The 17,315-nt window shown below is 68.7% G+C and carries 18 protein-coding genes; 11 read left to right on the plus strand and 7 right to left on the minus strand.

Annotation, left to right across the window (positions count from 1 at the left end):
• Positions 1 to 213 precede the first annotated feature (213 nt).
• Complete coding sequence (locus PKE72_RS12560) at positions 214 to 507, plus strand: hypothetical protein (RefSeq protein ID WP_271165726.1); 294 nt, start codon at positions 214 to 216, stop codon at positions 505 to 507.
• Here the strand turns inward: PKE72_RS12560 and PKE72_RS12565 are convergent.
• Entirely contained in the window at positions 491 to 1,303 is an 813-nt protein-coding gene (locus PKE72_RS12565) for a class I SAM-dependent methyltransferase (RefSeq protein WP_271165727.1), read from the minus strand. The genes PKE72_RS12560 and PKE72_RS12565 overlap by 17 nt on opposite strands.
• A gap of 165 nt (positions 1,304 to 1,468) precedes the next feature.
• Between PKE72_RS12565 and hemB the strand changes: the two genes are divergently transcribed.
• Genes hemB through PKE72_RS12585 form a run of 4 tightly spaced genes read left to right on the plus strand, consistent with a single transcriptional unit; the run spans position 1,469 to position 4,800 of the window.
• Positions 1,469 to 2,467 carry a porphobilinogen synthase gene (hemB, locus tag PKE72_RS12570; RefSeq protein ID WP_271165728.1) on the plus strand — a complete coding sequence of 333 codons (999 nt, stop codon included), beginning with the start codon at positions 1,469 to 1,471 and terminating at the stop codon, positions 2,465 to 2,467.
• A complete protein-coding gene (locus PKE72_RS12575; RefSeq protein ID WP_271165729.1) occupies positions 2,467 to 3,036 on the plus strand; it encodes a GNAT family N-acetyltransferase in 570 nt (189 codons plus the stop codon). Before hemB ends, PKE72_RS12575 begins: the two co-directional genes overlap by 1 nt.
• Positions 3,033 to 3,431, plus strand: a complete 399-nt coding sequence (locus PKE72_RS12580) for a hypothetical protein (protein WP_271165730.1) — start codon at positions 3,033 to 3,035, stop codon at positions 3,429 to 3,431. The genes PKE72_RS12575 and PKE72_RS12580 overlap by 4 nt, the downstream gene beginning before the upstream one ends.
• A 52-nt stretch (positions 3,432 to 3,483) precedes the next feature.
• Positions 3,484 to 4,800: a hypothetical protein gene (locus tag PKE72_RS12585; RefSeq protein WP_271165731.1), complete on the plus strand. Its 1,317-nt coding sequence runs from the start codon at positions 3,484 to 3,486 to the stop codon at positions 4,798 to 4,800.
• Positions 4,801 to 4,804: 4 nt separating this feature from the next.
• Here PKE72_RS12585 and PKE72_RS12590 read toward each other — a convergent pair whose 3' ends face one another.
• The 4 genes from PKE72_RS12590 to tpiA form a co-directional block, all read right to left on the minus strand.
• Complete coding sequence (locus PKE72_RS12590; RefSeq protein ID WP_271165732.1) at positions 4,805 to 4,963, minus strand: hypothetical protein; 159 nt, start codon at positions 4,961 to 4,963, stop codon at positions 4,805 to 4,807.
• 101 nt (positions 4,964 to 5,064) lie between these two features.
• Positions 5,065 to 6,717: a CTP synthase gene (pyrG, locus tag PKE72_RS12595; protein WP_271165733.1), complete on the minus strand. Its 1,653-nt coding sequence runs from the start codon at positions 6,715 to 6,717 to the stop codon at positions 5,065 to 5,067.
• Between the two features lie 124 nt (positions 6,718 to 6,841).
• Positions 6,842 to 7,267: a preprotein translocase subunit SecG gene (gene secG, locus PKE72_RS12600; RefSeq protein WP_373878098.1), complete on the minus strand. Its 426-nt coding sequence runs from the start codon at positions 7,265 to 7,267 to the stop codon at positions 6,842 to 6,844.
• Positions 7,268 to 7,354: 87 nt separating this feature from the next.
• Positions 7,355 to 8,104, minus strand: a complete 750-nt coding sequence (gene tpiA, locus PKE72_RS12605; RefSeq protein ID WP_271165735.1) for a triose-phosphate isomerase — start codon at positions 8,102 to 8,104, stop codon at positions 7,355 to 7,357.
• Between the two features lie 138 nt (positions 8,105 to 8,242).
• Here tpiA and PKE72_RS12610 point away from each other — a divergent pair, with 138 nt between their 5' ends.
• The gene (locus tag PKE72_RS12610) at positions 8,243 to 10,150 is read left to right on the plus strand and encodes a peptidylprolyl isomerase (RefSeq protein WP_271165736.1); all 1,908 of its coding nucleotides are present in this window, start codon (positions 8,243 to 8,245) and stop codon (positions 10,148 to 10,150) included.
• A complete protein-coding gene (gene trpE, locus PKE72_RS12615; protein ID WP_271165737.1) occupies positions 10,147 to 11,664 on the plus strand; it encodes an anthranilate synthase component I in 1,518 nt (505 codons plus the stop codon). The genes PKE72_RS12610 and trpE overlap by 4 nt, the downstream gene beginning before the upstream one ends.
• Here trpE and PKE72_RS12620 read toward each other — a convergent pair.
• A complete protein-coding gene (locus PKE72_RS12620; protein ID WP_035307384.1) occupies positions 11,661 to 11,867 on the minus strand; it encodes a hypothetical protein in 207 nt (68 codons plus the stop codon). The two genes, trpE and PKE72_RS12620, sit on opposite strands and share 4 nt — an antisense overlap.
• A gap of 88 nt (positions 11,868 to 11,955) precedes the next feature.
• Between PKE72_RS12620 and PKE72_RS12625 the strand changes: the two genes are divergently transcribed.
• From PKE72_RS12625 to lexA, 4 genes are all read left to right on the plus strand, one after another.
• Positions 11,956 to 12,546 carry an anthranilate synthase component II gene (locus PKE72_RS12625; protein ID WP_267513650.1) on the plus strand — a complete coding sequence of 197 codons (591 nt, stop codon included), beginning with the start codon at positions 11,956 to 11,958 and terminating at the stop codon, positions 12,544 to 12,546.
• Between the two features lie 2 nt (positions 12,547 to 12,548).
• Positions 12,549 to 13,586 carry an anthranilate phosphoribosyltransferase gene (gene trpD / locus PKE72_RS12630; protein WP_271165738.1) on the plus strand — a complete coding sequence of 346 codons (1,038 nt, stop codon included), beginning with the start codon at positions 12,549 to 12,551 and terminating at the stop codon, positions 13,584 to 13,586.
• Positions 13,583 to 14,377, plus strand: a complete 795-nt coding sequence (gene trpC / locus PKE72_RS12635) for an indole-3-glycerol phosphate synthase TrpC (RefSeq protein WP_271165739.1) — start codon at positions 13,583 to 13,585, stop codon at positions 14,375 to 14,377. Before trpD ends, trpC begins: the two co-directional genes overlap by 4 nt.
• Positions 14,378 to 14,500: 123 nt before the next feature.
• Positions 14,501 to 15,202, plus strand: coding sequence for a transcriptional repressor LexA (gene lexA / locus PKE72_RS12640; protein WP_271165740.1), 702 nt, complete (start codon positions 14,501 to 14,503; stop codon positions 15,200 to 15,202).
• Here the strand turns inward: lexA and PKE72_RS12645 are convergent.
• Positions 15,183 to 17,300: a ComEC/Rec2 family competence protein gene (locus tag PKE72_RS12645; protein WP_271165741.1), complete on the minus strand. Its 2,118-nt coding sequence runs from the start codon at positions 17,298 to 17,300 to the stop codon at positions 15,183 to 15,185. The two genes, lexA and PKE72_RS12645, sit on opposite strands and share 20 nt — an antisense overlap.
• Positions 17,301 to 17,315 lie beyond the last annotated feature (15 nt).

The following is a 17,315-nucleotide window of genomic DNA, read 5'->3' on the forward strand; positions in this document are numbered from 1 at the left end:
CGTCGCAAGGCGGCCCGCCGATCCGGCAAGGCTCGAAGACGAGGGCCGCCAGCCGGAGCGCGTGTGGAAAACGGCCTCTCGGGACGACGCCTGCGCCGAAACGGTAAAAACATATCCACTCCGGGCGCAGACCCGGCGTCCCGAGCCCTCCCCGACTTCGCGGGTTTCCCGCGAAGGCAGAGCCAATTCACCCACGTCCAGAAGGAGACTCCGATGCGCCGTCGCCGCCCGTCCAACGCCCGCCATGACGACGCCTTCGCCTATGCGCTGCAGCGACACCGGCTCGAGCTGATCGCCGCCGGCGAAGCCGAACCCCTGACCGAGCGCGAAGGTCTGTTCCTGCGGCAGTTCAAGGCCAGGCGCCGCCCGGTCTATGCCGACTATATCGTCCCCGGCCCGCTTCTCCGGGCCGAGGCCGGCGCCCTCAGACGGGCGCGGGAGGCGCGGGAGGCGAGAGTCCGTTCAACCGACGTTCCCGACTCTGAAGCCCTCAGCCCGGCTTTCTGAAGCGATAGACGAATTGGTCGGTCTTGCCGCGAATGGCCGCGTCGAAGACGTTCAGGCTGTGGTCGTCCTCGGGATTGGCCACGGCCGCGCTCTCGCCCTCGAAGACGAAGCCCGCGGCCTCGACCTCGCGCTTCAGATAGTCGCCCTCGATCCGGTGCAGGGTCTGGACCGCCGAGATCCCGGCTCCCGCCGCCGCCTCGTGATCGATCAGGATATAGCGGCCGCCGGGCTTCAGGGCCGCGAACACGGCCGCGTTCATCTTGGCCACATCGGTGTTGAAACCGGGGATGTGGAAGTCGTGATACTCCTGGCTCATGAAGACCATGTCCAGCGGCTGGTCATAGGTCATGGCGTCCAGCAGGCCGTTGACCCGCGTCACATTGGGATAGGCGGCGACCAGGGCGTCGGCCAGCGGGTTCTCGCGCGCCATCGTCCGCTCGGGCACGAAGGCATAGACTCGGCCGGTCGGCCCGACCACGTCCGAGAACAGACGGGTGAAATAGCCGGCGCCGGGGCGCACATCGGCCACCTTGTCGCCCGGCGCCAGCTGGGCGAAGGCCAGAATCTCGGCCGGATGGCGCAGGGGATCGCGCGCGACCTCTTCCGCCGGACGCTTCGGATCGGCGACGGCATCCGTATAGAGCGAGACATAGGCGGGCGCGCCCAGATCCAGCGCCGGACCCGAGGAGTCCGCGACGACGATCCGCTCTTCGCCCTCGGACGCGATGATGACGCAGCCGGACAGCCCCGCCGCCAGGGCCAGCACCGCCGCGCTCGCCGCCAAACGTCTCATCATCGCCGTCTCCCTGATTTTGTCGCGCCGGATTCTGCCGAGATAGGCTCGCATTTCGTCGCTCCGCGCAAGCCGGTATCACGTTGGAAACGATCCGAAGCCTCACGCGATTTGCGCCCCGGCCCCGGCGGCGCTAGTCCGGCGACAGATTTCGAAAGTCACCCGTCCATGCTTCCCTATCAGCCCGCCCCCTTCCCGCTCGCCCGTCCCCGGCGTCTGCGCGCCAGTCCCTGGGTCCGCCGCCTGGTCGCCGAGACCGTCCTGACCCCCGCAGACCTGATCTGGCCGCTGATCGTCCACGACGGCGCCGAGGACCGCGTCCCCGTCGCCTCCATGCCCGGCGTCTTCCGCCTGTCGCCCAAGGCGGCCGCTGCAGCGGCGGTCGAGGCGCGCGACCTGGGGATTCCGATGATCGCCCTGTTCCCGAACGTGGACGGCGCCATCAAGGACGCGGTCGGCACCGGCGCCACCGATCCTGACGGCTTGATCCCCGACTGTATCAAGGCCATCAAGGACGCCGCGCCCGAGATCGGGGTCATGACCGATGTGGCGCTGGACTGCTACACCGACCACGGCCATGACGGCGTCATGGAGGGCGACCGGATCGTCAACGACGCCAGCCTGGACCGCCTCGCCGAACAGGCCTTCATCCATGCCCACGCCGGCGCCGACGTGGTCGCCCCCTCCGACATGATGGACGGCCGCATCCAGGCGGTGCGCGAGGCCCTGGAGGCCAACGGCTTCCACGACACCCTGATCCTGTCCTATGCGGCCAAGTTCGCCTCGGCCTTCTACGGCCCCTATCGCGACGCCGTCGGCTCCTCGACTGCGCTGAAGGGCGACAAGAAGACCTATCAGATGGACTACGCCAACTCGGACGAGGCCCTGAAGGAGGTCGCCATGGACCTGTCGGAAGGCGCCGACGCGGTCATGGTCAAGCCGGGCATGCCCTATCTCGACATCGTCCGCCGCGTCTCCGAGACCTTCCGCGTCCCGACCTTCGCCTATCAGGTGTCGGGCGAGTACGCGATGATGCAGGCCTCGGTCGCCAACGGCTGGCTGGATCACGACCGCGCCGTTCTGGAGACCCTGCACGGGTTCAAGCGCGCTGGCTGTGCGGGCGTCCTGACCTATTTCGCCCCCCAGGCCGCGCGGCTGCTGGGTTGATGCGGCCTGACGTCCTGATCCGCGAGGCGACCCCCGCCGACATGGCGGCCATCACCGCCATCTATGCCGAAAGCGTCGCCAACGGACGCGGCACCTTCGAGCTGGAGCCGCCGGACGAGATCGAGATGGCCGCCCGGTTCGCTTCGGTCCAGGCCCTGGGCCTGCCCCGCCTGGTCGCCTTGATCGACGGCGCCGTGGTCGGCTACGCCTACGCCGCCCCGTTCCGCACCCGCCAGGCCTATCGCTACATGGTCGAGGACTCGATCTATGTCGCGCCCGAGGCCCGGGGCGCCGGCGTCGCCGGCGCCCTGCTCGACGAGTTGATCCTCGCTTGCGAAGCCCTGGGCCTGCGCCAGATGGTCGCCGTGATCGGCGATTCCGACAACGCCGGCTCCATCGCCCTGCACCGCCAACGCGGCTTCGCCGACGCCGGAATCTTCAAGGCGGCGGGCTGGAAACACGACGACTGGCGCGACGTCGTCTTCATGCAGCGCGAACTGGGCGCGGGCGGTCAGACCCCGCCGGACGCGCCGGGCCTGCCCCTGGTCGACAAGAAGCCGGCGCGGTGAATGACACGGCCGATCCATTGCGACGGGGGGTTGCAGCGCCTATCCTCGGCGGCGTGAAGATCGTCTCGTCCCTCCTGCTGCTGATCGGCGCCCTTGCGGTGCTGACGCTGGGCGCCGTCGGCGTCTCGGCGTCGCCGGCCACGGCCTCATCGCCCTGCCATGAGACCAGCCACGCCGCCCCGGACCAGACGCCTGACCAACCCGTCAAAGCCCCCGGCAAAACAATGAAGGTGATGGCCTGCTGCGTCGCCTGCGTGGCGGCGCCCAACCTCGACCCCGCCTCAGATCCCGACCCGACCGTCTCCCCGGCCCGCCTCACCGCCCCGCTGTTCAACGTCCCGGCCGGGCTCCTGCTCTCGCCCGAACCCGGCCCGCCCCGCCTCCTGATCGCCTGAACCCCCGCGCCCCTCCCGGCGCCTTCAGTCACGATCATTCAAGGAGGCCTTCATGGCTCCCCATACGCTCGTCGGCGCCCTCGCCGGCGTCTCCCTGCTCGCCTTCGCTCAGGCTGCGACGGCGCAGGACCATTCCCATCATCAGGCGGCGCCCGCCGCCGACCCTCACGCCGGCCACGACATGGCCGACATGCCCCACGCCATGACCAGCCCCTACGGCCCCTGGCCCATGAGCCGCGACGCGTCAGGCACCAGCTGGCAGCCCGACTCCGGCGAACACGCCGGCATCCACACCGTCCGAGGCGACTGGACGGTGATGACCCACGCCCTGCTGAACCTGACCTACGACACCCAGTCCGGGCCGCGCGGCGGCGACAAGACCTTCGTCTCGGGCATGCTGATGACCACGGCCCGCCGCGACTTCGACGACGGCTCGACCCTGAACCTGCGCGCCATGCTCAGCCCCGACCCCCTGATGGGCAAGTCCGGCTATCCGCTGCTGCTCGCCGCCGGCGAGACGGCGAACGGCGTCGATCCCCTGGTCGATCGCCAGCACCCGCACGATTTCTTCATGGAGCTGTCGGCCAGCTATTCGAAGCGCCTGTCCGACAAGGACAGCCTCTACGGCTACATCGGCCTGCCCGGCGAGCCCGCCTTTGGCCCGCCCGCCTTCATGCACCGGATGAGCGCCATGGACAGTCCCGAGGCGCCCATCACCCACCACTGGTTGGACTCGACCCATATCGTCTTCGGCGTCACCACCCTGGGCTGGGCCCACGACCGGTTCAAGATCGAGACCTCGGCCTTCAAGGGACGCGAACCGGACGAGGAACGCTGGGGCATCGACACGCCCAAACTGGACAGCTGGTCGGTCCGTGGCTCCTGGAACCCGACCGCCGACTGGTCGCTCCAGGCCTCCTACGCCGATGTCTCGGCCCCGGAACAGCTGGAGCCCGACGAGGACGAGACCAAATGGTCGGCCAGCGCGATCCACACCCGGCGCCTGGGCGAGACCGGCTGGTGGTCCTCGGCCCTGGCCTGGGGCCGCAAGACCAACAGTCACGACGAGTCCAAGGACGGCTGGCTGCTGGAATCCGCCGTCCATCCGAACGACCGCTGGACCGTGTTCGCCCGCGCCGAGCGGATCGAGACGGACGAACTGGTCCCCGGCGTCGATGGCGGCCACGGCCCCCTCTACACGGTTGGGAAAGCCTCGCTGGGCGCAGTGCGCGACTGGCGGATCGCCCCCCGCGTCCGCTTCGGCCTCGGCGCCCTCTATGCGGTGAACCGCGTGCCGGACGCGCTGGAGCCGATCTACGGCGGCGATCCGGACGGCGGTATGGTCTTCATGCGCCTGAAGATCGACTGACGGCTCAGGCCCGCTCGGTCTCCGCCGAGTGGGCCGACTGCGCCTCGAGACTGCGCACGACCTCATAGCCGACTACAGCCACGCCGATGACGAAACCCAGTCCGCCGGCGATCAACACCAGGCGGACATGCCGGTGCAGGTGATAAAGCAAGGCGCCGATCATCGACGGTCCATCCTGTCGGATCGTCCCATTTCGATCCGTTCCAGGCATTTTACTGCAAAACCGATACCGAGCGGAATCGCAGGTCCGTGAACGCGGTTTGATCAGACCAGCCGGCTCTGCACCACGGCCGCCTCGATGAAGCTGGCGAACAGCGGGTGCGGCGCGAACGGCCGGCTCTTCAGCTCGGGATGGTATTGAACGCCGATGAACCACGGGTGGTCCGGCCGCTCCACCGTCTCCGGCAGGACTCCGTCGGGCGACAAGCCGGCGAACACCAATCCAGCCTTCGCCTCGATCGCCTCGCGATAGTTGATATTGACCTCATAGCGGTGGCGATGCCGCTCGCTGATGGCGGTGGAGCCATAGATCTCCGCAATCTTCGAGCCTTCGGTCAGCGTCGAATCATAGGCGCCCAACCGCATGGTGCCGCCCAGGTCGCCGCCCTGCTGGCGCAATACCCGCTGATTGCCCTGGGTCCATTCGGTCATCAGGCCCACGACCGGCTCGGCGGTCGGACCGAACTCGGTGGACGAGGCCTTTGGATAGCCGGCCAAGTTCCGCGCCGCCTCGATCACGGCCATCTGCATGCCGAAGCAGATGCCGAAATACGGGATGTTGCGTTCACGAGCGAACCGCGCCGCCTCGATCTTGCCTTCCGAGCCGCGCTCGCCGAAGCCGCCGGGGACCAGCACAGCGTGGGCGCCCTGCAGCCGCTCCTCGCAGGCCTCGGGGTCCCCTTCAAAGGTGTCGGCCTCGACCCAGTCGATATTGACCTTGACGTTATTGGCGACCCCGCCGTGGTGCAGGGCCTCGATCAGCGACTTGTAGGCGTCTTTCAGCACCGTATACTTGCCGACCACCGCGATGGTGACCTCGCCGTCCGGGTGCAGTCTGCGGCGCGCGATCTCCTTCCAGCGCGACAGATCGGGCTCGGGCGCGTCCTCGATGCCGAAATGGGCCAGGACTTCCCGGTCCAGCCCCTCCCGGTGATAGTCCAGCGGCACGGCGTAAATGTCGGCCGAGTCCATCGCCTGGATGACGCCGCTTTCGCGGACGTTGCAGAACTGGCCGATCTTGCGCTTTTCCTCGGCCGGGATCGGCTGTTCGCAGCGGCACAGGAGAATGTCCGGCTGGATGCCGATCGAGCGCAGCTCCTTGACCGAATGCTGCGTCGGCTTGGTCTTCATCTCGCCGGCCGTCTTGATGAAGGGCAGCAGGGTCAGGTGGACGAAGCACGACCGGCCGCGCGGCAGGTCCTGCCCCAGCTGGCGGATGGCCTCGAAGAAGGGCAGTCCCTCAATGTCGCCGACCGTGCCGCCGATCTCGACCAGGACGAAGTCGACGGCATCGCCCTCATCGGTCAGGGCCGGGGTCAGGCAGAAGGATTTGATCTGGTCGGTGACGTGCGGAATGACCTGGACGGTCGCGCCCAGATAGTCGCCGCGACGCTCCTTCTCCAGGATGGTCGAATAGATCCGGCCCGTGGTGATATTGTCGGACTTGGCCGCCGACACCCCGGTGAACCGCTCATAGTGGCCCAGGTCCAGATCGGTCTCGGCCCCGTCGTCGGTCACGAAGACTTCGCCGTGCTGGTACGGGCTCATCGTGCCCGGATCGACGTTCAGATAGGGATCGAGCTTGCGCAGGCGGACCTTGTAGCCGCGCGCCTGCAGAAGAGCGCCGAGAGCGGCGGAGGCGAGGCCTTTTCCTAGCGAGGAAACCACGCCGCCGGTGATGAACACATAGCGAGCCATGGGCGGACACCTTACTCCATGATTCGCGAACGACGCATCGGCCGCCGCGAATCGAACTGTTGATCAAAAGAAGAAAGCGCGCCCTGCGGCGCGCTTTCGGGACGTCGGGTCGTTTATCGGCCCGTTACTGGGCGGGCTGCTGGGCCGGAGCGGTCGCCGGCGCCGTCGTCGCCGACGGCAGGCTGGCTTCCAGATCGTCCAGCGACGGCGCCGCCGGCTGAGCCGGCGCGGCCGGTTGCGGCTGCGCGGGTTGTTGCTGTTGGGTCTGCGGCGTGGTGGCCAGCGAGCCGACGGCGTCGGCGTCGATCACCGAGACCGAGGCGCGATCCATATTGCCGACGACCGTCAGCACGATCGTCAGGCCGAACAGAAGGAAGGCCAGAATCCAGGTGATCTTGGTCAGCAGATTGCCGGCGCCGCGCGCCGTCATGAAACCCGAAGGGCCGCCGCCCATGCCCAGGGCGCCGCCCTCGGAACGTTGCAGCAGCACGACGCCCGTCAGGGAGACGGCGATCAGGATGATGGCGACGAGCAGGATGGTCTGGAGCATGGCGTCATTCATGTAGGCGCGGAGCTGCGCCGATCAAGCGGCGGCCTCTATCACCGAAGCCGCCGAGGGGCAAACCTCAAGCCGACGTCAGGCCGCGCGAATGATCTTCAGGAAATCCTCGGCCTTCAACGAAGCCCCCCCGACGAGGGCGCCGCCGACCTCGGACACGCCCAGGATTTCGGCCGCGTTGTCCGGCTTCACCGACCCGCCGTAGAGGATCGGAGCCCGCCGCGCCGCCTGCCCCAGACGCCGGATCATGGCCGACCGCACGGCGGCGTGAACCTCTGCGATCTGCTCCAGGCTAGGCGTCAGGCCCGTGCCTATGGCCCACACCGGCTCATAGGCCACCGCAAAAGGTCGTTCGGATAGACCGTCCGCCAGCGAGCCCTCGACTTGGGCGCTGACGATCGCCGCCGCCTGCCCCGCCTCACGTTGTTCCAGCGTTTCCCCGACGCAGACGATGGGTTCCAACCCCACTGCAATCGCCGCCTCGACCTTCGCCGACACCTCTTCGTTCGTTTCCCCGAAGGCGCCGCGACGCTCCGAATGTCCCAAAATCACCAGGGTCGCCCCAGCATCGACCAGCATCTCGGCCGAGACCGAACCGGTGCAGGCGCCCGACGGCGCTTGGTGGCAATCCTGGCCGCCCAGTTCGATCCGCCCGCCGGCCAAGACTTGTCGCATGCGATCCGTCAGGGTCGCGGGAGGACACAGGGCGATGCGGCAATCGGCCCGCACATCATGGACGCTTTCAATCAGCGCTCGGGCCTCGACCAGATCGGCGGCCACGCCGTGCATCTTCCAATTGCCGACGATCAGCTTCACGGATTGTTTCATCGCGCCTCTCTAAGGGGAGGAAACGGGCAAGCCAAGGGGGGCGCCTCAATCTGGACACCACGCCGTCCTTGCGGGGGCGCGCCCGGCCCGACTATACGCCGGAGCGACGCCACTGTCGGCACATCTCCGGGTCTTCGAATGATCACCGCCTTCCGCGCCTTCTCGCGCTCCAAGTGGGCCGCCGCCCTGCTCGTGCTGATCGCGATCAGCTTCGTGATCGTGGGCGCCCGCATGGATGTCTTCGCCAACCTGGGGCCGAAACATGTGATCGACGCCGGCGACCGTTCGATGAACGAGGCCGAGTTCACCGCCGCCTTCGGGCGGGTGCGCGAAAACATCCAGCAGCAGGCCGGTCGTCCCGTGACCAACGAGGACCTGATCGCCGAGAACATCCACACCCGTTTCCTGGACAGCCAGACCGAACAGCTTGGTTTCCTGAACTGGGCCTGGAAGGCAGGCATCCGCCCGGGCAAGGAGCTGATCGTCAAGCAGATCCGCCAGATCCCGGCCTTCTTCAACTCCGTCACCGGCCAGTTCGATCAACAGGCCTATGAGACCGCTTTGGCCCAGCAGAACCTGACCCCGGCCATGCTGGAGCAGGATCTGCGCGACCAGTATGCGACCGAGCATTTCGGCTCCGCCGTCTTCGCGGGCGCCCGCGCGCCGCGCATCTATGGCGCCCTGCTCGCCGGCGCCGCTTTCGAAACCCGCGATGGCCGCTGGTTCGAGGTCACGCCCGCCATGGCGGGCGAGGTTCCCGCCCCCACCGACGCCCAGTTGAACGCCTATATTCAGGAGAACGCCGCCCGTCTGCGCGCGCCGGAGTTCCGCATGGTCTCGGTCGTTCTGTTCACGCCCGACCCCGGCGCCGCCCCCTCCATCTCCGACGACCGGATCCGCGAGCGGTTCGAGTTCAAGAAGGACAGCCTGAGCCAGCCGGAAACCCGCACCTTCGTCACGCTGACGGCGCCGAACCGCGACGTGGCCCAGAAGATCGCCGCCGCTCTGCGCGCCGGTCAGTCGCCTGAAAACGTCGGTCGCGCCAACAGCATCCAGCCCGCCAACTTCAACGCCACGCCTCGCGCCGCCATCGGCGACGCCGCGACCGCCGCCGCCGTCTTCGGCCTGCAAGCCGGCCAGGTCTCGGATCCGGTCCAGGCCGGCGTCGGCTTCGCCGTCGTCAAGCTGACGGCGGTCCAGCCGGGCCGACCGGCCACGCTGGAAAGCGCGCGCGAGCAGATCGTCCAGGAACTGCGCGCAGAGGACGTGAAGGGCCAGACCTACGCCAAGGTCGAAAAATACGAAGCCGCCCGCACCGCCGGCAAGAATCTGGCCGACGCAGCCCGTGACGCCGGCGGCCGGGTCGTCGACCTGCCCCCCTTCACCCAGGACGGCAAGCTGCCGAACGGCCAGGCCCTGAACGCCCCGCCCCAGGTCTTCGAAACGGCCTGGAGCCTGACCAAGGGCGGCGAGAGCGACGTCATCGACGCCGGCCAGGGCCAGTATTTCGCCGTGCGTGTGAACGATATCCGTCCGTCGGCCCTGCCGACCCTGGAGGAGGTCCGCGCGCCCCTGGCCGCCCAATGGACCCAGCGTGAGATCTCGCGCCGTCTGGCCGCCAAGGCCGAGGAACTGGCCGGCCGCGTCCGCCAGGGCCAGGACATCGCCGCCGTGGCCCGCTCGGTCAACGCGCCCCTGACGGTCCGCACCGGCGTGGTGCGCGACCAGGCCACGCAACAGTCGCTCGGTCAGGGCGCGCTCCAAGGCCTGTTCGGCCAGGGCAAGGGCCAGGTCTTCTCGCAACCCGGCGAGAACGGCTATCTGGTCGGCCGAGTCGACAATGTTCGCGCCGCAAACCCCGCGGTCGCCGGCCCGCTGGCGGAACAGGCCCGCCCGCGCATCACCCAGGAAATGGTCCAGGCCATGGTGCAGACGGAAATGACCGCCGGCGCCAAACGCTCCAAGGCCAAGAACGACGTCGCCCTGGCGCGTCAGGCCCTGGGCCTGGCCGCCGAGCCGACCGCCCCCGCCGCTCCGGCCCAATGACCGAGGCGGCTTCCGGCGAACCCGATTTCGACGCCTTCGCCGCCGGCCTTTCGGCCGGTCGGCCGCAGGTGCTGGTGCGGCGCGTCATCGATGACCTGGAGACGCCGGTCTCCGCCTATCTGAAACTCGGTCACAGCCGGCCCTATGCCTGTCTGCTGGAGTCGGTCGAGGGCGGCGCGGTCAAAGGCCGGTATTCGATCCTGACCCTGGACCCGGACGTGGTCTGGCGCTGCCGCTCCAACGCGGCGGAGCTGGCGCGCGGCCCCGCCGTCGCCGAGGGCCGGTTCACGCCCGAGGCCCTGCCGACGCTTCAGTCGCTGCGCGCCCTGATCGCCGCCTCGAAGTTTGACTTGCCCGAGGGCCTCCCGCCGATGGCCGCCGGCCTGTTCGGCGTGTTCGGCTACGACATGGTGCGCCTGCTCGAGCCTCTGGGGGAACCCAATCCCGATTCGCTGAACCTGCCCGATGCGGTCCTGACCCGCCCGTCCCTGGTCGCGATCTTTGATTCGGTCGGCCAGGAGATCATCCTGGTCTCCGCCGCCTATCCCGACATGGGCGGCGACGCGCGTGAAGCCTTCGACGCCGCTGTCGCCCGGCTGGACGCCTTCGAAACCGGCCTGCGCGAGCCTCTGCCGGTGCGCGCTGCGCCTCAGCCTACGCCCGCCCCGGCTTTCGCCTCGCCTGTGGACGAGGCCGGGTTCGGCGAGATGGTGGCCCGAGCCAAGGACTATATCGCCGCCGGCGACATCTTCCAGGTCGTGCTCAGCCACCGTTTCTCGGCCCCCTGGACCGAAGATCCCTTCGCCTTCTACCGCTCCCTGCGTCGCCAGAACCCGTCGCCCTATCTGTTCTATCTGAACTTCGAAGGCTTCCAGCTGGCCGGTTCCAGCCCGGAGATCCTGGTCCGGCTCAAGGACGGCCAGGTCACTATCCGCCCCCTGGCCGGCACCCGCATGCGCGGCGCCACGCCCGAGGCGGACAAGGCCCTGGAGGTCGAACTGCTGGCCGATCCCAAGGAGCGGGCCGAACATCTGATGCTGCTGGACCTGGGCCGCAACGACGTCGGCCGCGTCGCCGCGCCGGGCACGGTCGAGGTGACCGAGAGCTTCGTCGTCGAACGCTACAGCCAGGTCATGCACATCGTCTCCAATGTGCGCGGCAAGGCCGATCCGAAGCTGGACGCCGTCGACACCCTGCTCGCGGCCCTTCCCGCCGGCACCCTGTCGGGCGCGCCCAAGGTGCGGGCCATGGAAGTGATCGACGAGCTGGAGACCGAAAAGCGCGGCGTCGGCTACGGCGGCGGCGTCGGTTACATCTCGGCCGGGGGCGAGGCGGACATCTGCATCACTCTGCGCACCGCCCTGTTCGCTGATGATCAGATCTTCGTCCAGGCCGGCGCCGGCGTGGTCGCCGACAGCGATCCTGCGGCCGAATACGCCGAGACCCGGCATAAGGCCCGCGCCCCGATGCGGGCCGCCGACGACGCCTGGCGCTTCCGCACCGGCAATCGCTAGGGCCCGTAGGTCGCCGGGGGTTCGTCAAAGCGGACGCCCGGCCCCAACACGACGACACCAGCCATGACCACGGCCGCCGTCGCGGCCAGGGCGGCGGCGCCCAGAGCCGCATAGGGGCTGATCGGCTTGGGTTCGACCACGACCAGCTTCGCCTTGGCGGCGGCGATCTTGTCGGCGATGTCTTTTTCGGCGCTCAGTTTCACAACCCCCATCTGCCCCCGCCAATGTTAAGATGCGCTTTAACGCCGCGCACGCTTGGCGCGGCGGCTTGTCACGCCTAGAAGCCAGATCATGATCCTCGTCGTCGATAACTACGACAGCTTTACCTACAACCTCGTCCACTACCTCGCGGAGTTGGGCGCGCCGACCCATGTGGTGCGCAACGACGATCTGACGGCGGACGAGGCCTGGGCGCTGAACCCCGCCGCCGTCCTGCTGTCCCCCGGCCCCTGCGCCCCGGATCAGGCCGGCATCTGCCTGCCGCTGATCGAGAGCGCCCCAGCCTCCATGCCGATCCTGGGCGTCTGCCTGGGCCATCAGGCCATCGGCCAGGCCTTCGGCGGCGACGTGATCCGCGCCAAGACCCTGATGCACGGCAAGACCTCGCCGATCCTGCACGACGGCCACAGCGTCTTCGCCGGCCTGCCCTCCCCCTTCACCGCCACCCGCTATCATTCGCTGGCGGTGAAGCGTGAAACCCTGCCCGACTGTCTCGAGGTGACCGCCTGGACCGCCGACGGCGAAATCATGGGGCTCCAGCACCGCAGCCGCCCGATCCACGGCGTCCAGTTCCACCCGGAATCCATCGCCACCGAACACGGCCACGACATGCTGGCCAACTTCCTCGAGATCGCCGGCGTGAAGCGCCTCGCGGCCGCCTGATCATGGCTGACGGGTTCAAGCCGATCCTCGCCCGACTGGTCGAGGGCCACCCCCTGACGTCCGAGCAGGCGCACGACTTCTTCGCCGCCTGTCTGCGCGGCGAACCGACCCCGTCCCAGGTCGCCGCCGCCGTCACCGCCCTGCGGATCCGCGGCGAGACGGTGGACGAGATCGCCGCCTTCGCCCAGGCTATGCGCGACGCCGCCCTGACCCTGGATCATCCGTACGAGGTGATCGACACCTGCGGCACCGGCGGCGACGGCCAGCACACCTTCAACATCTCCACCGCCGCCGCCCTGGTCCTAGCCGGCGCAGGCCTGAAGGTCGCCAAGCACGGCAACCGGGCCATATCCTCGAAATCCGGCTCGTCCGACGTCCTGTCGATTCTGGGCGTCAACCTGGCGGCCAGCCCGGCCCAACAGCGCAAGGCGCTGGACGAAGCCGGCATCTGTTTCCTGTTCGCCCCCGCCTACCACGGGGCCATGCGCCATGTAGGACCAGTGCGGGCCGAGATCGGGTTTCGCACCGTGTTCAATCTGTTGGGCCCGCTTTCCAACCCGGCGTCGGCGAAGCGCCAGGTCATGGGCGTCTATGATCCCCGCCTGCTGGAGCCCCTGGTCGAAGTTCTGGGCCGGCTGGGCGCCACCCGCGCCTGGACCGTCCATGGACAGGGTCTGGACGAACTGGCGACCTCGGGTCCGACCGAAGTGGCGGAGTGGAAAGACGGCGCCGTCCGCCGCTTCCAGGTCACCCCCGAAGACGCCGGCCTGCCGCGCGCCTCCATTGACGCCATCCGCGGCGGCGACGCCGAGGAGAACGCCGCCGCCCTGCGCGCCCTGCTGGCGGGTCAGACCGGCCCCTACCGCGACATCGTGTTGCTGAACGCCGCCGCCGCCCTCGTGGTATCGGATCGGGCGACGGACCTCGCCGAAGGGGCCGTCCTCGCCGCCGCCGCCATTGACGACGGCCGGGCCGCCGAGGCGCTGGAGCGTCTGGCCCGCATCACCTCCACGCCGCTGGATACCGAAGACAAAGCATGACCGACGTCCTGGACCGCATCGCCGCCTACAAGCGCGAGGATGTCGCCGCCCGCAAGGCCGCGACCTCCCAGCACGCGATCGAGACCCTGGCCCAGGCCGCCTCGGCCCCGCGCGGCTTCCGTGCGGCCCTCGACCGCACCGTCGAAGAAACCGGCCGCCCCGCCCTGATCGCGGAGATCAAGAAGGCCAGCCCGTCCAAGGGCCTGATCCGTTCCGACTTCGACCCCGCCGCCCTCGCCATGGCTTACGAGGCCGGGGGCGCCACATGCCTGTCGGTCCTGACCGACGGCCCCAGTTTCCAGGGCGACGACGCCTATCTGGGCCAGGCCCGCACCGCCACGGCCCTGCCCTGCCTGCGCAAGGACTTCCTGGTCGACCCCTGGCAGGTGGCCGAAAGCCGGGCGCTCGGCGCCGACTGTATTCTGATCATCCTGGCCATGGTCGACGACCGGCTGGCCGCCGAACTGCTGGCCGAGGCCGAACGGTTCGGCATGGACGCCCTGATCGAAACCCACGACGAAGCCGAGATGGCCCGGGCCTGCGCTCTTGGCGGCGATCTGGTGGGGATCAACAACCGCTCGCTTCGCACTTTCGAGGTCGATCTGGAGGTGACCGAGCGCCTGTCCATGCTCAGCCCCGTCCGCGCCCTGTTGGTCGCCGAGAGCGGCATCTTCACGCCCGACGACGTGGAGCGCGTCTCCGCCGCCCACGCCCAGGCCATTCTGGTCGGCGAAAGCCTGATGCGTCAGGCCGACGTCGAGGCCGCGACCCGCAAGCTTCTGGCCGCCTGATTCATCCTGACGCGCGTGGTGAAGCGACGCCGTTAAGTTGACATTAGGAAGGAACACTTACAGAACATCGTCAATGTTCACGGCCCGTTCCGATTCGAGGGAAGGGCCTATGAGGGCCTGGCGATGCTCACGCGCAAGCAGCACGAATTGCTGATGTTCATCCACGAACGGATTCAGGAGACCGGCGTCTCCCCCTCGTTCGACGAGATGAAGGAGGCGCTGGATCTGGCGTCCAAGTCGGGCATTCACCGGCTGATCACGGCGCTGGAGGAACGGGGCTTCATCCGTCGCCTCGCCCACCGCGCCCGCGCCCTGGAAGTGACCAAACTGCCTGAACAGGCCACCGCCGGCGCCCCGCGCGGCCGGGCCGGGTTCAAACCCGATGTGATCGAAGGCGGCGGCGGCGCTTCCCGTCCCGCAGCGGCATCCGCAGCCAACGACACGCGCGAACTGCCCCTGCTGGGCAAGATCGCCGCCGGCACCCCTATCGCCGCCATCCAGCACGAGCAGGAGCGCCTGTCGGTGCCCGAATCCATGCTGGGCAAGGGCGACCATTACATCCTCGAGATCGAAGGCGACTCGATGATCGAGGCCGGCATCCTGAACGGCGACCTGGTGGTCATCCGTCGCGGCGACACGGCGAACAACGGCGAGATCGTGGTGGCCCTGGTCGAAGGCGAAGAGGCCACGTTGAAGCGTCTGCGCCGCAAGGGCGGCTCCATCGCCCTGGAACCCGCCAACCGCCACTACGAGACCCGGATCTTCGGTCCCGACCAGGTCGAGGTCCAGGGCAAGCTGGTCGGTCTCATGCGCCGCTATCACTGACATCCGGATCCGGCTGGCGCGCCCAGGGTCGATCCCCGCGCGCGTCGGCCGTCCAGACCGCTCGCCAGCGGTTCGCTCCGGCAGAACCGTCGCGCCATAGCTCCACCGCCCCGCCGCGCGAGAAATCGGCCCCATCCAGCACCAGCCGGCCGTCGCATGCGCTCGGCAAGGCGTGGACGACCGCCCGCAGGCTGACGATTGGCGCGGCGCGGCACAGAGTCTCCATCTGCGCTGTGTCCGGCGCCCGACGTCCCCACCACAGAGCGATCGGACCCGCCTCGATGGTCTCGGGTCGGCATGAATATCGCTCGCAGGCCCAGCTGGCTTCCGGTCGATCCGCCGTCGCCAGACCACGCCGCCGTGACCACAAATCTACAGCAAATTCGCGCACCCCCGGCCGGAGAATGACCGCCTCGCGCTGACGATGAAACGCCGCATTGGTCCCGCCGTCGCCGATCCAGACATCCGGCGTCGGCGCACGCGGCCAGACCAGCACCGCCGCCGCCAGCGGCAGCCCCAGCCACCGCAACCGCCCCTGCCACAGACAGACGAACAACACCCCCAGAAAGGCGACGGGCAGCACATAGTCCGGCGCGCTGGCCACCGTCCGCACCGCGCCCGGCAGCCCCGCCGTCCAAGCCCCTATCGCCAGCATCAGATCGACGCCCCACCCCGCAACCGCCAGAAAAGGCCCGCCCAATCCCAGAGGCTCCAGCGCCGCCCCCAGGGCCAAGGCCGGCATAAGGACGAAGTCCGCCACCGGCGCAGTCCCCAGATTGGCCACCAGACCGTACATGGCCGTCCGGTTGAAATGCTGCATGGCGAACGGTCCCGTCGCCAGTCCCGCCACCACACTCGCCGCCACCGCCGCCGTCAACCAGCCGCCGAACCTCTGCACCGCCACAATGGGCCAGGGCGCTGAAATCTCGCGCACCCGCTTGGGCCAGGCCTCAACCAAGGCCACCAGCGCCGCCGTCGCCGCGAACGACATCTGGAAGCCTGGCGTGACGATGGCTTCCGGCTGGATCGCCAGCACTACGAACGCCGCCACCGCCAGCCCGTGCATGGTCACCGCCTGCCGATCCAGAAGAATGGCCAGAAAGGCGATGGAGGCCGTAATCGCCGCCCGCTCGGCCGGCGGCGGCGCGCCTGACACCACCAGATAGGCGCACACAGCTGCGAGACCCGTAACGGCCGCCACCTTCTTGCCTGGAACCCGCAGCGCCAGCCAAGGCCAGGCCGCCACACCCAGCCGTGCGGCGAAAAATACGAAGCCGCCGACGATGGCCATATGCAGGCCCGAGACCGACAGAATATGCGCTAGGCCTGAGTCCCGCATCACATCCATGTCCTCCTGGCTGATCCAGGCTTCATGGCTGGTGGTCATGGCCGCCGCGATCCCGCCGGTCCGCTCCCCCAGCCGCGCCACGATCCGTTCCGCCAGGGTATAGCGCGCTCCGTTCACCGCCATGGCCAGCCGAAGTCGCCAGGGCGCCGGCGGCAAATCGATCCGGCGTGTCTCACCCAGGGCGAAGGCTACGCCCCCCATGCCCTGAAAGAAGGCGTTGCGGCCGAAATCATAAGCGCCGGGGCCGGCGGGCGCTGGCGGCGGATTGAGGATGGCGAACAGTCGAATCGCCTCTCCCGGTCTCGGCGGCTCACCCCGCACCGTGGCCCGCAACCGCACCGGCGTTCGCTCCGCCTCGACCCCTCGAATCCAAACCGGCGCCGCGACAACACGCGCGCCGTTCTGGCCCGGGCTATCGACATCGACCACCCAGGCTTCGATAATCGTCGCCTCGCTCAAGGTGGGTGCGATCGGCGCGGTGACGGCCTCGGTTCGCACCTTCGCGGCCGCCATGCCCCCGAGCAGACAGGCCAGGATCATCAACGGCCAAGTCCGGCTCCGCCTCCCGCCGCGCCGCTTGGCCGTCAGCCAAGCCGCAAGCGCCAGTCCGGACGCCACCAGCAGCGGCCACAACAGCGGTTCAACCCGCAGGGCGAAATAGATCGCGCTTCCCGTCCCAAAGGCCACCGGCGCCCACAGCCGCCACCTCAACGTCTGGGCTGCGACCTCTTCACCTAGCCAGCCCCTCAATCTCGCACCGGGGGT

Source organism: Brevundimonas intermedia (assembly GCF_027922165.1).
Lineage (GTDB): Bacteria > Pseudomonadota > Alphaproteobacteria > Caulobacterales > Caulobacteraceae > Brevundimonas > Brevundimonas intermedia.